Source organism: Pseudomonas sp. NFACC51, assembly GCF_900103575.1.
In the GTDB taxonomy this organism is placed as follows: domain Bacteria; phylum Pseudomonadota; class Gammaproteobacteria; order Pseudomonadales; family Pseudomonadaceae; genus Aquipseudomonas; species Aquipseudomonas fluorescens_Q.
The window spans coordinates 158,232-172,456 of sequence record NZ_FMXH01000006.1; the positions used below are offsets into that span (position 1 = coordinate 158,232).

Genomic DNA, 14,225 nt, shown 5'->3' on the forward strand with positions numbered 1-14,225 from the left:
GCGCAGCAGCCCCAAAACCATTCAACGCGGTGTGCCAGGAAAAAATAGACGGTAGGTCTTGCGGCTGCTGCGCAGCCGAGCGGGAGCAAGCTCCCTCGCCACGGACCGCGTACACCTTCAGGCCGAGAAAGGGGCGGATTCGGGTTTGAAATGGACTGCCGCTATCGGCTATCGCGAGCAAGCTCGCTCCCACAGGTTTTTGTATCGTCTGCAAACATTGTGAGCATCCGCAAAACCATGCGGGAGCGAGCTTGCTCGCGATAGCGGTGGTTCAGCTACAGGGATGCTGACCGCACTACGGGGAGGAAGGTTTGGGGGGAGGGGTATTTGCGCTCCAGAAAGCGAAAAGCCCCGATGAAACTCACCGAGGCTTAGACGCCGACCGGGATCTCCCAGTCCATTTGCGTGAAGCCTATGTTGGTGGCCATGGACTGTCAATGAACGCCCGAGCGGCAAAACCCACAAGCTCCCCACTCACCGCTAGAGGCTTAATGCCGCTTTTAAGCTATAATCCCGCCCTTTAGCTGCCCCGTGCCCTGGGCGCGCGGCACATCAATTTTTCGCGGCGCTTGTCGCCCATATGCAGACATAAGAGGCTAGACCCCTGTGGCATTGACGATTCTTGGCCTGTCCGGCGCCCTTAGCCATGATCCTTCCGCTGCGTTGTACATTGACGGCAAGCTGATCGCAGCGGCCGAGGAAGAGCGCTTCGTACGCGATAAACATGCAAAGAACCGCATGCCCTACGAGTCGGCGAAGTTCTGCCTGGAGCAGGCCGGTATCAAGCCTTCCGACGTCGATGTAGTGGCGATCCCCTTCGCCCCGATCAGCCTGTTCGGCGAGGCGCGCTGGCACTATGCCAAGCGCTACTGGTACGCCCCGGACCGGGCCCTCGACGCGATCCTGATGGGCAACCGTCGCTACAAGCGCTATCGCCGCAAGATCGTCTGGTGCCTGGAGCAACTGGGCTTCGATCCGAAAAAAATCAAGATCGAGCCGGTCGAGCATCACCTGGCCCACGCCTCCAGCGCCTATCACTGCTCGGGCTTCCAGGAGAAAACCGCGATCCTGGGCATCGACGGCAAGGGCGAATACGCCACGACCTTCTTTGGCTACGGCGAAAACGGCAAGATCCACAAGATCAAGGAATTCTTCGACCCGGACTCCCTGGGCGGCCTGTACGGCGCGATCACCGAATTCCTCGGCTTTGAAATGCTTGACGGTGAGTTCAAGGTCATGGGCATGGCGCCCTATGGCGATGCCAGCAAGTACGATTTCTCGCGTTTGGCCTCGTTCGAAAACGGCGAACTGGTGATCAACACCGACTACGCCAACGTGATCGGCCTGCGTCGCTATAAAGAGAAGGGCAAGGGTTTTTACTTCTCGCCGAAGCTGATCGAATGGCTCGGCCCGAAACGCGAAGGCGACATCGCCGACGAGCCGTACATTCACTACGCGGCGAGCATGCAAGCGCTGTTCGAGAAGCTCGCGCTCCAGATGATCGACCACTACCTGGGCGACGTGCTCAAGGAGACCGGCAAGCTGGCCTTCGCGGGTGGCTGCGCGTTGAACGTCAAGTTGAACCAGAAAATCATCGCCCGTGACGACGTCAAGGAGCTGTTCGTGCAACCGGCTTCCGGCGACGCCGGTACTGCTGTGGGTGCTGCGGCTTATGTGTCCCACGCCCGTGGCGTACCCGTAGAGAAGATGGAACACGTCTACCTCGGCCCGGCCTACAGCAACGAAGATGTGATCGCTGCATGCGCCCGTCATCCGAGCAAGCCTGCGTGGCGCAAGATCGACAACACCCCCGAGCGCATCGCCAGGATCATGGTCGACGGCAACCCGGTGGCCTGGTTCCAGGGGCGCATGGAGTTTGGCCCGCGGGCCTTGGGCGGTCGTTCGATCATCGGTTGCCCAAGTGCCAGCGGCGTGGCCGATCGCATCAACGAACAGATCAAGTTCCGCGAGCGCTGGAGGCCTTTCTGCCCGTCGATGCTCGACACCGTTGCGCCGCAGATGATCAAGGTCGACCACCCGGCGCCGTTCATGACGTTCACCTTCGAAGTGGCCGAAGAATGGAAAACCCGCGTGCCGGAAGTCGTCCATGAAGACGGCACGTCTCGGGCCCAGGTGCTCAAGCGCGAATACAACCCGCGCTACTACGACATGATGAAGGCCCTGGAAGTCCTGACCGGCAACGGCGTGTCGCTGAACACTTCGCTCAACCGTCGTGGCGAACCGATGATCTGCTCGCCCACCGACGCGCTGAACATGTTCTTCGGTTCCGACCTGCAGTACCTGATCATGGAAGACATCCTGGTGGTCAAAGATGGCGTGGACGCTTATGACTGAGACGTTGATCAGCGTTGTCATCCCTGCTTATAACTACGCCAAGACATTGCCGCGTGCGGTGAACTCTGTTGTGGCGCAGTTGGGAGATGCTCCAGCTGAACTGCTGGTGATCGATGACGGTTCAACTGACGCGACGCCACAAGTGCTGGAACAGCTCCAGGCTGAACATGCGAATTGCTTTCGAGTTCTGCGTAAACCCAATGGTGGTCTATCTTCGGTTCGTAATCGCGGGATCGAGGAGGCACGAGGGCCATACATAATCTTCCTGGATGCCGATGATGAGATGGCTCCAGGCGCGCTGGCTGCGGTGGCCCAACATATCGCCAGTCATCCCGAGAGCCGTTTTATCATTGGTGGGCACTGGTCGGTGTTTGCCGATGGCCGTCGGGTCCAGCATCGCGTAAAACCCTTGCCTGCCACACCGCGCGAACGTGTGCGTGGCTACTTGCTGGACAAGACGGTGACGCTGTCCAACGGTGCCTGCGTGATGCATCGCGATGTGTTTGCGCCGGGCAATTACCCCGAGCACTTGCGTAACGTCGAAGATATCCCGGTGTTTGCCCAGGTGTTGGCGCGTTTCCCGTGCAGCGTTCTCGATCAGCCGCTGGCGTTGATCTATAAGCATGATGACAGTATGCGGCACGACCTCAAGCAAAGCCTGGCGGCGGGCATTGGGATGGTTGACGAGGTGTTTTCCCCTGCGCGCTTACCTGAACTGCAGGACTTGCGCCAGGCTTTCATGGCTCAGCGCTGCCTGTCGTTGTTCCGTGATTGCTACACCGCTGGCGATTATGTCAACGCCAGGGCTTTTTATGTTCAAGCTGTGCGCACCGATATTCGTTCTCTCACGCGTTGGCCCTATACCCGCAAGGCCATTCGGTTGTTGTTCAAATGAGTGCGCCGTTGTCCGGCGAAGGAGTGCTCCAGGTTGATGGATGCTGGGCGCAAAAGGCACGGGAGCTGGATCGTTATCGTTGGAAGTTGCTACGCGAGCGTCATGGTCGCTTTGGCAGCCTGCTGCGCCTGGTTCGTGATGTGCTCGTCGATGTTGCTGTCGGGATACGCGCCAAAGCGTGCTTGAGTGGTTCGGTCGACCCCATGCACTGTGAGGTGCTGTTGCTGCATTCGGCCCCCAAGTCCATGGCATTGCAGCGCAAGAATATTTTGATCGAGGCCCTGCGTGAGCGCGGACACCATCTGAAGGAAGCCGCTTTACGCTCGCCGTCAGATGCTTGCGCGCAGCGAATGCTTGTGGCACCTGCGCAGTCTGTACCGCTGCGATATCTGGTATACGCGGCCCATGCCCAGTGGTTAGTGATGACCTATCAGCCCAAGGTGTTGATCAACGAGCGCAACGGTAGTCTCCATGCGCCATTTCTGCGCCTGGCATTGGCTGCGCGTGGCGCTCGACTGCTGCATCTGGCCCACGCCGCGACGCTGGAGTCTTCTCGGCGGCTGGCGATGAACGACTTTGATTTCTACGGCGTCTTTGGGCGCAGTTCGCTCGTTGCCTTGCAAGAGCGAACCTTGCGGTTTGGTGAGTCGACAGTCGTGCTGGTCGGGTCCTACCTGGTCGATGAAACCTATGATCTGCCTGTCGCCGACCCGGCGCTCCGAACGGTGTTGGTTTTGGGGGTTGGTCCTGATCGGGAGAAAGACTCGGGCTACCAGAACACCTATCAGCTATTGTGCGATTGGGCCGAACGCAATCCGCACTATCGCGTACTGTTCAAGCGTCACCCGCGTAGCAAGGCGCAATTCTGGAGCGCTGCTGCCGAGCGATTGGCCAACGTAGAACTGCTGGATATCACGTGCTCGCTAGCCCAGGCGCTGGCCCAGGCCAGCGTTGTGATCAATATCATGTCCAATGCCGGTATCGAGGCAGGGTTGGCGGGCCGGCCGGTGATCCATGTGAACGCGGGCAGTGATCAGGACATTTTTTCCCATTCGCTTTTTTTTGGACCTCAAGTTCGTGATGAACCTGAATTGTCCCGTCAGTTGCAGGCGCTTGAGTGCGACTACCAGGGGCATGTGGCCCGAGCCCGCCATTTCGCCGATTATCACTTGGTGTACGGTTCTCAGGGGTTGGCGAAAACCGTTCAACTAGTCGATAACCTGTTGCACGACGTAGAGCCTGTGCGGGACTTCGAGACCTTCAGGCTGCCTGCAGTCGGTTGACCTCGGGGGTAGATGGCTTAAGCGTTGAGCGCCAGCCTCACTTCCAGTTCATTGCACAGGTGTTGGTGGGTCATGTAGTGCTCCAGGAACTGGTTGTCCTTGAGTAGCCAATCGCGCTCCTGCCGATAGCGCAACATATGCTTGAAATTGCGCAGGCGCAGGCCTTTGCGAAGCGGCTTGCGGTAGGTGCGCAGATCAGCAATGTCGATCAGTCCCAACGTGTTTTGCGGCGTCAATACGACGTTGCCCAGGTGCGCGGAGCGAAAGTAGATGCCGTTCTGATGCAACCGTGCAACGAACTCTCCCAATCGCGCCTGAAGATCCTCATTAGTATCCACGTTCAGCAGTTGACGCAGGGTGTAGCCAGGCAGTGGAGTGTAATGGACGGCATCGCACTTGATGCTGGGGATGCGATAAACCTGGAGAATTTCCGGGCACTCGATGCCGCGTTCGCGCAGCGTTCGGCAGTTATCGGCGAAGCGCTTGGCGTAAGGAGCCCAGAGCGCGGAGGTCAGCAGGCGTTTGCGACGAAACAGCTTGAGTATCGAGCCATCAGTCAGGCGCAGGACTTTATCCCCTTTACCATCGGCTTCGAGAACCTCGGCACCTTCGCGCAGGCTGAGATAAAGTGCATGGTCGAGCGTTTGCATCAGTGCTCCAAAAACTGGCCCGATGGATGAGCCGCAGGCTATGTTACCGCAGTGTGCATGCTGCAAAAACAGCTGTGGTATAGTCGCGCCACATTTCAAAGGATCCCGGCGCTGTCCATGGGGTCGCCTGGACTCTGTCACAGAGTGTTGGTTCTGATCCATGTTGCTATTCGCCATGCGTCGGCTGGCGTGTAGGTGCTGCCTATCTTCTGGACACTCCATGACGACAATGCTGTTCATTTCCTTGGCCGCTCATCAAGGCCTTTACTTCAATCGGTTGCTCAACGAAACAGAACTACAAGGCAAAGTAGTTACCCCTTCACAGATGCCTTGGTTTGGGGCGCTCCAGATATCCAGGATCCTTTCTCGCATCGACTGGGAGAGCTTGATCGAAGAGAAATGCGAGGAGCGTCGCGTCAAGAACAAGAGCAATGGTCGGCTTTACCGCCTATTGCTACGTCTTGAACTTTTTGGGATGGCACTGCGGGCCCAGGCTTTGCTCAATCGTGAGCGTCCTGATGCGTTGGTATTCTGGAATGGTTCCCATCGCTATTGCCGATTGCTGACGGCGCTGGCCCCGTCGAGTTGCAAGACGTTCTTTTTCGAGAATGGCCTGTTGCCCGATACCACGACGGTGGACCCCAAGGGCGTGAATTACCTGAATGCGGTTCCGCGTGAGGCCGATTTTTACCTCAACTATCCTTACCTCGTGCCTGAAAACCAGGCCGCCCCAGTGCTGATCCCCCGTCCGCCTCGTACCACTGGCCCGGCACCCATTGCGCTGCCGCAGCAGTTCGTCTTTGTTCCGTTTCAAGATGACCGAGATAGCCAGGTTCGGCTGTTTTCTCCCTGGATCAGCAACATGCGCGAGATGTTTGCCTTGGGCGAACGACTGGCTAAAGAGACGGGGCTGACAGTGGTGTTCAAGGAGCATCCGTCCAGTCGAGAGACGTATCCAGAACTGCATGAGCGTACCGGTGATCGTGTGCTGTTCGCCAACGGTAACTCTACCCAGCAATTGATTGAGTCCAGTCTTTTTGTGATGACGATCAATTCGACGGTTGGCCTGGAAAGCCTGCTCCTGGGCAGGCCTGTGCTTACCTTGGGCCAAGCGTTTTTCAACATAGAGGGGCTGGTGATGCATGCCGACACCGCTGAACAGGCGGTGGAATTGGCGCGTGCATTCCCGCGATGGCCGCTTGACGAGCAATTAAGACGTAACTTCCTGCACTACCTTAGCGAGCACTATTGCATTAAGGGGGGCTGGAAGAACGCAGATAAAGCTCAGTTGCAACGAGTTGCCGATCGAATGCTGGGGAAAAGTTAAGTGCTGTCAGAAATGAAAAGGTTTATTAGCAAGGATGTCCTGGCGGTGTGGGCATCCATCGGGTTCCTCATTTTGTTATGTGGCCCGTGGGTACTGCCGAGCAACAAGCTTTATCACCAGATGTTGATTGTACTGCTCTGGCTGCCCGCCTTGCTGGCGCTGGTTCATCGGGATTTTCGCCTGTTACTCAAACAGCCGGAGTGCATTTTTTTCCTCTTGTTCGTTGCCTGGACGTTCCTGGTATTGGCGGTCGAAGGGGGCGATAACGTCTTCGGCAAGGTCAAGGTGACATTCTATGTAGCCTTGACCCTGGCAGGCGTGTTGCTGGCGGCACAGAACCGCCAATGGCGGCTAGAGTCCATGTTGTTGTACGCATCGATTATCGGTGGTGTTTTTGCGGCCGCTTCTTGGGTGTATTTTTATGGTCTATCCGCGCGGTCTTTGCACTCCCGGGTGATCGCCATCGGCTTATGGGACACCGCGATCATGGCGGCGCACGCGGTGGGCGCCTTGGCAATCATGGGCGCGTTCACACTGCGAACCAGGCGCTTCCCTCCTGTTGTGATGGCGTTGCTGCTGATCCCAGCGATCGGATATGCGCTGTTTCTGGGCTTCAGCCAAACGCGTGGTGTTTGGATCGGCTTGGTCGTCTGTTTTTTCGTTATGGCCGTAGCGCGACCGTCACGCCTGGGAAGCGGCCTGATCCTTCTGGGGGCGTTGGGAGTGGCGTGCATTGCTCTATTCAAACCCGAGATTCTATTGCAGCGTGGCGTCTCTTACCGTCCCGAGCTATGGCGAGGTGGTATTCAGTTGATTCTGGACCACTGGGTAACGGGGTTGGGATTCAATGAGTACCTGATTCCGGTCCCTGAAATAGCGAGGTCCTTCAAGCATCCCCATAACCTCTTTCTGGATACCGGAGTGCGTCTCGGGGTGCCTGGCCTGCTGTTGTTCGGCTGGCTGTGGCTGGCGGCTGGCTGGCGCGGCTGGATTTCGCGAGCCCAGCCGCTGGGTCAAGTGTTGCTGGCACTCTGGGTTTTTTCCGGAGCGTCGTTGCTGACCGATGGCATCGGTCTCTGGCTCAAACCGAACGCCGATTGGTTGATCACTTGGCTGCCGATTGCTTTGAGTATTGTGTTGGCCGCTCGGGGGAGCGCTGAAACCGAACGCTCCACCCAGAGCGTTTCTGTTTCCTGATGCTTATGACGCGAAAGCGAATTGCTATCGCTGTGCTGCCCAGTCGTTCAGTCCTGACTGCGCCGGTGTTGTAATTCGTTCGCTGTTACAATCTACATCTTGTCTCTTTTTTCAAACGTCCGAGGCGCACCGAATGGCCAATTCCGACCAGCAGTCGAGCATGACGATTTACCTGCGGTTGCTGAAATACGTGCTCCCGTACTGGGGTGCTTTCGCCATCAGTATTATCGGTTTCGTGCTGTTCGCATCCAGCCAGCCGATGCTGGCAGATATGCTCAAGCATTTTCTCGATGCCTTGCAGAAGCCCAACGACACTCAGTTCATGGGCGTTTCGCTGGTGCTCGGCGTGCCGTTGTTGATCGTGCTCATTGCCGTCTACCAAGGCATAGGCTCATTCCTGGGTAATTACTACCTGGCCAAGGTTGCCCGTGGCGTTGTCCACGACCTGCGTTGCGCCCTCTTCGACAACCTTTTGACCCTGCCCAACCGTTACTTTGACAACCATAACTCCGGCCATCTGATATCCCGTATTACCTATAACGTGACCATGGTCACCGGTGCCGCCACCGATGCGATCAAGGTGGTGATCCGTGAGGGCCTGACGGTGGTGTTCCTGTTCGGTTATTTGCTGTACAGCAATTGGAAGATGACGCTGGTATTGCTGGCGATTCTGCCGGTTATTGCCATTCTGGTGAGTAGCGCGAGCAAGAAATTTCGTAAACAGAGCAAGAAAATCCAGGTGGCGATGGGCGATGTGACCCACGTGGCCTCGGAGACGATCCAGGGCTACCGTGTGGTTCGCAGCTTTGGCGGTGAAAGTTACGAAATCGAACGGTTTCACAAGGCCAGTGCCGATAACATGAACCGCAGCCTGGGTATGACCCGGACCCAGTCGATCTATACGCCGATGTTGCAGTTGGTGATCTACATCGGCATGGCCGTGTTGATGTACCTGGTGCTTTACCTTCGCGGCGACGCTTCTGCCGGCGAATTGGTTGCTTATATCACCGCCGCCGGTTTGTTACCCAAGCCCATCCGTCAGTTGTCGGAAGTCAGCGCCACGATCCAGAAAGGCTTGGCCGCAGCGGATAGCATTTTCGAGCAGCTCGACGAAGAACCGGAAGTCGATACGGGGACCAAGGAGATGGCTCGTGTCAACGGGCGTCTGGAAGTGCGTAACCTGAGCTTTCAGTATCCGGGTACCGAGAAGATCGTGCTCGATGACATTTCCTTTACGGCCGAAGAAGGTCAGATGATTGCTCTGGTGGGGCGTTCGGGCAGTGGCAAGTCGACCTTGGCTAACCTGATTCCGCGTTTCTATCACCATGACCAGGGCCAGATCCTGCTCGATGGCGTGGATGTCGAGCAATACAAGCTCACCAACCTGCGACGCCACATCGCCCTCGTGACCCAACAGGTCACGCTGTTCAACGACAGCGTCACTAACAACATCGCTTATGGTGACCTTGCCGATGCGCCGTTCGAAGCTGTGCGCAAGGCGGCCGAAGATGCCTACGCCGCCGAGTTCATCGAGCAGATGCCTCAGGGGTACGACACGCTGGTGGGCGAAAACGGCGTCCTGCTTTCCGGAGGGCAGCGTCAGCGTCTGGCGATAGCCCGTGCGCTGCTCAAGAACGCACCGTTGTTGATCCTGGATGAGGCGACCTCGGCCCTTGATACCGAGTCCGAGCGCCACATCCAGGCAGCTTTGGATCAAGTGATGAAAGGGCGCACCACGCTGGTGATTGCTCACCGCTTGTCGACTATCGAGAAGGCCGACTTGATCCTGTTGATGGACAAGGGGCGCATCGTCGAGCGCGGTACTCATGCCGAGTTGCTGGCACTCAATGGCTTCTATGCCCGGTTGCACGAGAAAGATTTCGTCGAAGGTGCCGAAGAGGCAGCGAAGGAGTCCTTCGTTTGATTTTGAGTTACTGGCGGTCTTGGCGAGAAAGCGGTTGGACCCCCATTGATGCGATGGCTTACGCCCAGGCCTGGCAACAGTTTGGCGGCAGTGTGGCCACTCACCCTGATGTGGTCGAGCGGCTGGCCGGGTTTGTAGGTATTCCAGTGCGTTATCTGGGCTGGTTCGTTGACGGGCAATTGTGTGCGGCGATCCCGACCTGGGGACGTCATGTGGCCTTATCCAAGGATGTGCTCAAGCGTGAAGGCAAGCGTGGCATGCTCGATCTTGGCAATGCCGAGGTCATCCTGCCGGTTGCCGAAGACGCTCGGATTCGTGTACGACATCGCATGCGCTATGTGTCCGAGCTCAATGCCCGGAACATGACCGGCCTTGTTGAGCAGCCTGAAGGTTTGGCGCTGGCCCGTGAACCCGAGGAATACAGTAAGAAGTTTCGTTACAACCAACGTCGCGAGCAGCGTTTGTTGGAGGATGCGGGTGGCAGTATCCGGCCTATGCTGGAGCTGAGCGCCAGCGAACAGGCGGCCATCTATGCAGACCTGTTCCAACGCCGCTGGAACTTCGAAGCCCCGGGCAAAAAACATCTGGCTGACGTGTTCGGCCTGATGCGAGAGTTCATGACCGGGTCCTTGATTTACCTGAACGACGAGCCGGTGGCTATTCAGATCCTGTACCGGGTCGAGGCACCCAAGTGGACCAGCCTTGAATACATCAACGGCGGCGTCGACCCGCAGAGTCGCGAGTTCAGTCCTGGCAGCGTGCTCAGTTTCGTCAATACCCAAACCGCTTGGGAGCAGGCCCGCGCCCTGGGCAAGCCGCTGCGTTATTCGTTCGGCCGTGCCGATCGCGAATACAAGGATCGCTGGTGTCACCGGGTTCCGGTCTATCAGGTTTGAGCGAGGGTAAACAGCCATGAGCGGACGCAAACAGCAATTGCTCAAACGCCATCGTCAACGCAAACGCCTGATACTGATTGGCATGTTGCTGGTGGCGTCGGCACTGGGTTTTTTTGTGTCGTGGTGGGCGTCGCCGCTTTTCCTGCTGTTGGGCTGGGTCGCCCACGAGGCCTGGTTTTGCGATCATCTGTTCTATGCTCCGGACGACGACTATCGTTATGACTTCCCTGCAGGCACGCTGCAGTTTTCTGCCATTTTGAACGATGGCCTCTTGCAGGTGGCGGGCGCGTTCAGCGCGGGGCAGACCCTGATTCTGCAAGTGCGGGTCAAAAGCCATTGGTTGGGGCGTTTTTTCGATCCTCAGGTATGGATCGGTGACGATCGCCAGGATCTGGAGCGTGGTGCCGCGGGGGAACGTTTCCTCAATCTGTCCGGACAGGATTCGCTACTGGCAAGCGGCGCCCTGAGAGTGCACGGCCGTTTTTGCAGCCTGGCGTCACAGGCGACCCTTCATGTCCTGAGCAACCCGGACTTTGGCCAGCAACGTTTGCTTATCATTGCCCCTCATGCCGATGATGCCGAACTCGCGGCTTTTGGTCTCTATAGTCGGGCGAGCGATGTGGCCATTGCCACGCTCACCCAGGGTGAAATCGAAGCCGATAACTATCGCGATATGGGCCTGGACATGGCTCAAGCCGCTCGTCTGAAGGGCCGCCTGCGTAGCTGGGACAGCCTGGCGGTACCGCTGTGGGGCGGGGTGGGGCAGCAGCAGTGTGTGCAATTGGGCTACTACTGCCTTCAGTTAGGGGCAATGGCGCAACAACCGGAGCGAAGCTTCGGCTCTCTGGAGTCGGGCGATAGTGATACTCGGGACGTGCGCCGGTTCAACGCCCTGAGTCTGCCCGGTGACGTTGACGGCCAGCCCAGTTGGCGCAACCTGGTGGCCGATCTGGTAGGACTGCTTGAGCATCACCGACCGGACGCGGTAGTGACACCTCATCCCGAACTGGATCCTCACAGCGACCATGTTGCCGCTACTCGCGCCTTGATGGAGGCAATTGAACTCAGTACCTGGCGCCCACGTACCCTGCTGCTGTATGCCAACCACCTGCACGATAACGACCGTTGGCCAATGGGTCCGGCAGGCTATGGTATCGCCTTGCCGCCAGCCATCGAGCCGTTGCCGGCCGATGGCCTATGGAGTCCGCTGCTGGATGCACCAACCCGTATGGACAAGGCGATGGCCTTAGGCATGCAGCACGATTTGCAGGGTCGTCCACCCTTCAAAAGACAGCTGCGGCGAATGATCCAGCGGTTGTTGGCCGGGCGTCGCTGGCCTCGTACCGGGGAGGATGAGTTTTTCCGCAAGGCGGTTCGTCGACATGAGCTTTTCTGGACGCGCCCACTGGATGTGTCGCCAAAGGATGATTAGCGAACCGTCGACATGCGGTGTTCAGCCTATGCTTTGCTCTGGGCAATAAGTCGGTATGCGCGCGATGCAGCGCGGAGGCCGGTAAACCCCCAGGATTTCGATTTCAGGGAGAGACTCGGTTATGGACAGGACGACAAAGATATCGACATCACGGCCGGCTATCGGGCCTTCTGCGTTGACAGTCTCAGCGCAGGCCCGGGCGGCGATCAAATCCCAGCGACCGCGATGTATTTGGCTGACCGGTTTGTCCGGCGCGGGAAAGTCAACATTGGCCAATGCGTTGGAAGTACGCTTGCACGAGCTAGGCCTCCACACCTGCCTCCTTGACGGGGACAACCTGCGCCAGGGGTTATGCAGTGACTTGGGCATGAGTCCCGAGGCGCGCAAGGAAAACATCCGACGAATCGGTGAGGTGGCGCGATTGATGGTCGATGCTGGACTGATCGTCATTGTCGCGGCCATTTCCCCGTTTCGGGCTGACCGTGAGGCCGCACGGCAATTGTTCGCCCCGGACACTTTTCTCGAAGTCTATGTGAGCACGCCTTTTGACGTGTGTGCCAAACGAGATCCAAAAGGACTGTATCGGGAGGCGCGCGCGGGTAGGCTCAAGAATTTCACCGGGCTCGACAGTCCATACGAAGTGCCGCTGACACCCGCTTGCGAAATCGACACCGACAAGCTGGAGCTGGGCCAGGCCTGCGACCGGCTGTGGGCGCTATTGCACGACTAACGCATCCCGTCACCGCCATAGAAGAGCCTTGCGCCAACCCTGTGCTAATATCCCCGCCCTGTTCATTTTGTATGTGGGATGCTCCATGAAGTTGTCCATGCCGCGATTCGATCAAGCCCCTGTATTGGTGGTCGGCGATGTCATGCTCGACCGCTACTGGCATGGCGGTACCTCACGAATTTCCCCTGAGGCGCCGGTACCGGTGGTCAAGGTCGAGCATATCGAGGATCGTCCCGGTGGTGCCGCCAACGTTGCCTTGAACATCGCCGCCCTCGGCGCGCCGGCTTCCCTGGTGGGCGTGACCGGCGACGACGAGGCTGCCGACAGCTTGACCAACAGCCTCAAGGGCGCGGGCGTACGTGCGATATTCCAGCGTGTTGCGCACCAGCCGACCATCGTCAAGCTGCGGGTCATGAGTCGTCACCAGCAACTGTTGCGCATCGATTTCGAAGAGCCGTTCGCCACCGACCCCCTGGCCCTTGGTGCCGAGGTCGACAGCCTGCTCGAAGGCGTCAAGGTCCTGGTGTTGTCGGACTACGGCAAAGGCGCGTTGAAAAACCACCAGGCGCTGATCCAGGCCGCGCGTGCCCGTGGCATTCCGGTCCTGGCCGATCCCAAGGGCAAGGATTTTTCCATCTACCGTGGCGCCAGTCTGATCACGCCGAATCTCAGCGAATTCGAAACCATCGTTGGCGGTTGTGTCGATGAGCACGAACTGGTGAGCAAAGGCGCCCAGCTGATGCAAGACCTCGATCTCGGCGCCTTGCTGGTGACCCGTGGCGAGCATGGCATGACCCTGCTGCGCCCCGATCACCCGGCGTTGCACCTGCCGGCCCGTGCCCGTGAAGTGTTCGACGTGACGGGGGCCGGCGACACCGTGATCTCCACCCTGGCCGCCGCCATCGCCGCAGGGGAAGAACTGCCCCATGCGGTAGCCCTGGCGAACCTGGCGGCCGGCATCGTTGTTGGAAAACTGGGTACGGCAGCGATCAGCGCCCCGGAACTGCGCCGCGCCATCCAGCGCGAGGAAGGCTCCGAGCGCGGTGTGCTGGGCCTGGAGCAACTGTTGCTGGCCGTTGACGACGCCCGTGCCCACAACGAAAGAATCGTCTTCACCAACGGTTGCTTCGACATCCTGCACGCAGGCCACGTGACCTACCTCGAGCAGGCCAGGGCCCAAGGTGATCGTCTGATCGTCGCGGTCAATGACGACGCCTCCGTCAGCCGCCTCAAAGGGCCGGGGCGGCCGATCAACAGCGTCGACCGACGCATGGCGGTCCTGGCCGGCCTGGGCGCGGTGGATTGGGTGATCAGTTTCAGCGAGGGCACGCCGGAAAACCTGCTGCGCGAAGTCAAGCCGGACGTGCTGGTCAAGGGCGGTGACTACGGGATCGACCAGGTTGTGGGCGCGGACATTGTCACCGCCTACGGCGGCACAGTGAAGGTGTTGGGGCTGGTGGAAAACAGCTCGACGACGGCGATTGTGGAGAAGATCCGCAATCACTGAGCCTGTGTACTGCAGCCAGCTTGCTTTTT

Annotated in this window: 11 protein-coding genes; 10 read left to right on the top strand and 1 reads right to left on the bottom strand. The window is 58.5% G+C overall.

Annotated features, from left to right (window positions below; genetic code table 11):
* The first annotated feature begins 606 nt into the window (after nucleotides 1-606).
* Genes BLT00_RS14200 through BLT00_RS14210 form a run of 3 tightly spaced genes read left to right on the top strand, consistent with a single transcriptional unit; the run spans nucleotide 607 to nucleotide 4,533 of the window.
* On the top strand, nucleotides 607-2,355 hold the full coding sequence (locus BLT00_RS14200; protein ID WP_053181410.1) for a carbamoyltransferase family protein: 1,749 nt from the start codon (nucleotides 607-609) through the stop codon (nucleotides 2,353-2,355).
* Complete coding sequence (locus tag BLT00_RS14205) at nucleotides 2,348-3,250, top strand: glycosyltransferase family 2 protein (protein ID WP_092146683.1); 903 nt, start codon at nucleotides 2,348-2,350, stop codon at nucleotides 3,248-3,250. The genes BLT00_RS14200 and BLT00_RS14205 overlap by 8 nt, the downstream gene beginning before the upstream one ends.
* An 8-nt stretch (nucleotides 3,251-3,258) precedes the next feature.
* Entirely contained in the window at nucleotides 3,259-4,533 is a 1,275-nt protein-coding gene (locus BLT00_RS14210; protein ID WP_256572772.1) for a glycosyltransferase family protein, read from the top strand.
* 17 nt (nucleotides 4,534-4,550) lie between these two features.
* On the opposite strand, the gene BLT00_RS14215 is transcribed toward BLT00_RS14210, so the two are convergent.
* Nucleotides 4,551-5,183, bottom strand: a complete 633-nt coding sequence (locus BLT00_RS14215; RefSeq protein WP_092146681.1) for a BUD32 family EKC/KEOPS complex subunit — start codon at nucleotides 5,181-5,183, stop codon at nucleotides 4,551-4,553.
* A gap of 220 nt (nucleotides 5,184-5,403) precedes the next feature.
* Between BLT00_RS14215 and BLT00_RS14220 the strand changes: the two genes are divergently transcribed.
* From BLT00_RS14220 to hldE, 7 genes are all read left to right on the top strand, one after another.
* Nucleotides 5,404-6,510 (top strand): capsular polysaccharide export protein, LipB/KpsS family, encoded by a 1,107-nt coding sequence (locus tag BLT00_RS14220; RefSeq protein ID WP_092146679.1) that lies wholly within the window; start codon nucleotides 5,404-5,406, stop codon nucleotides 6,508-6,510.
* Nucleotides 6,511-6,522: 12 nt separating this feature from the next.
* Nucleotides 6,523-7,707, top strand: coding sequence for an O-antigen ligase family protein (locus BLT00_RS14225; protein ID WP_139199620.1), 1,185 nt, complete (start codon nucleotides 6,523-6,525; stop codon nucleotides 7,705-7,707).
* 133 nt (nucleotides 7,708-7,840) lie between these two features.
* Nucleotides 7,841-9,631: a lipid A export permease/ATP-binding protein MsbA gene (msbA, locus tag BLT00_RS14230; protein ID WP_092146675.1), complete on the top strand. Its 1,791-nt coding sequence runs from the start codon at nucleotides 7,841-7,843 to the stop codon at nucleotides 9,629-9,631.
* Nucleotides 9,632-9,684: 53 nt separating this feature from the next.
* Nucleotides 9,685-10,527 (top strand): GNAT family N-acetyltransferase, encoded by an 843-nt coding sequence (locus BLT00_RS14235; protein WP_371856958.1) that lies wholly within the window; start codon nucleotides 9,685-9,687, stop codon nucleotides 10,525-10,527.
* A 16-nt stretch (nucleotides 10,528-10,543) separates the two neighbouring features.
* Entirely contained in the window at nucleotides 10,544-11,959 is a 1,416-nt protein-coding gene (locus BLT00_RS14240; RefSeq protein WP_092146673.1) for a PIG-L deacetylase family protein, read from the top strand.
* 121 nt (nucleotides 11,960-12,080) lie between these two features.
* Nucleotides 12,081-12,689, top strand: coding sequence for an adenylyl-sulfate kinase (gene cysC / locus BLT00_RS14245; RefSeq protein ID WP_063323215.1), 609 nt, complete (start codon nucleotides 12,081-12,083; stop codon nucleotides 12,687-12,689).
* Between the two features lie 85 nt (nucleotides 12,690-12,774).
* Complete coding sequence (hldE, locus tag BLT00_RS14250; protein ID WP_092146671.1) at nucleotides 12,775-14,196, top strand: bifunctional D-glycero-beta-D-manno-heptose-7-phosphate kinase/D-glycero-beta-D-manno-heptose 1-phosphate adenylyltransferase HldE; 1,422 nt, start codon at nucleotides 12,775-12,777, stop codon at nucleotides 14,194-14,196.
* Nucleotides 14,197-14,225 lie beyond the last annotated feature (29 nt).

What these genes read in the sequence shown, in the direction of transcription:
- BLT00_RS14205 (WP_092146683.1), top strand. Translation starts at nt 2,348, where the DNA reads ATGACTGAGACGTTGATCAGCGTTGTCATCCCTGCTTATAACTACGCC.
- BLT00_RS14215 (WP_092146681.1), bottom strand. Translation starts at nt 5,183, where the DNA reads ATGCAAACGCTCGACCATGCACTTTATCTCAGCCTGCGCGAAGGTGCC.
- BLT00_RS14220 (WP_092146679.1), top strand. Translation starts at nt 5,404, where the DNA reads ATGACGACAATGCTGTTCATTTCCTTGGCCGCTCATCAAGGCCTTTAC.
- BLT00_RS14225 (WP_139199620.1), top strand. Translation starts at nt 6,523, where the DNA reads ATGAAAAGGTTTATTAGCAAGGATGTCCTGGCGGTGTGGGCATCCATC.
- msbA (WP_092146675.1), top strand. Translation starts at nt 7,841, where the DNA reads ATGGCCAATTCCGACCAGCAGTCGAGCATGACGATTTACCTGCGGTTG.
- BLT00_RS14235 (WP_371856958.1), top strand. Translation starts at nt 9,685, where the DNA reads ATGGCTTACGCCCAGGCCTGGCAACAGTTTGGCGGCAGTGTGGCCACT.
- BLT00_RS14240 (WP_092146673.1), top strand. Translation starts at nt 10,544, where the DNA reads ATGAGCGGACGCAAACAGCAATTGCTCAAACGCCATCGTCAACGCAAA.
- cysC (WP_063323215.1), top strand. Translation starts at nt 12,081, where the DNA reads ATGGACAGGACGACAAAGATATCGACATCACGGCCGGCTATCGGGCCT.
- hldE (WP_092146671.1), top strand. Translation starts at nt 12,775, where the DNA reads ATGAAGTTGTCCATGCCGCGATTCGATCAAGCCCCTGTATTGGTGGTC.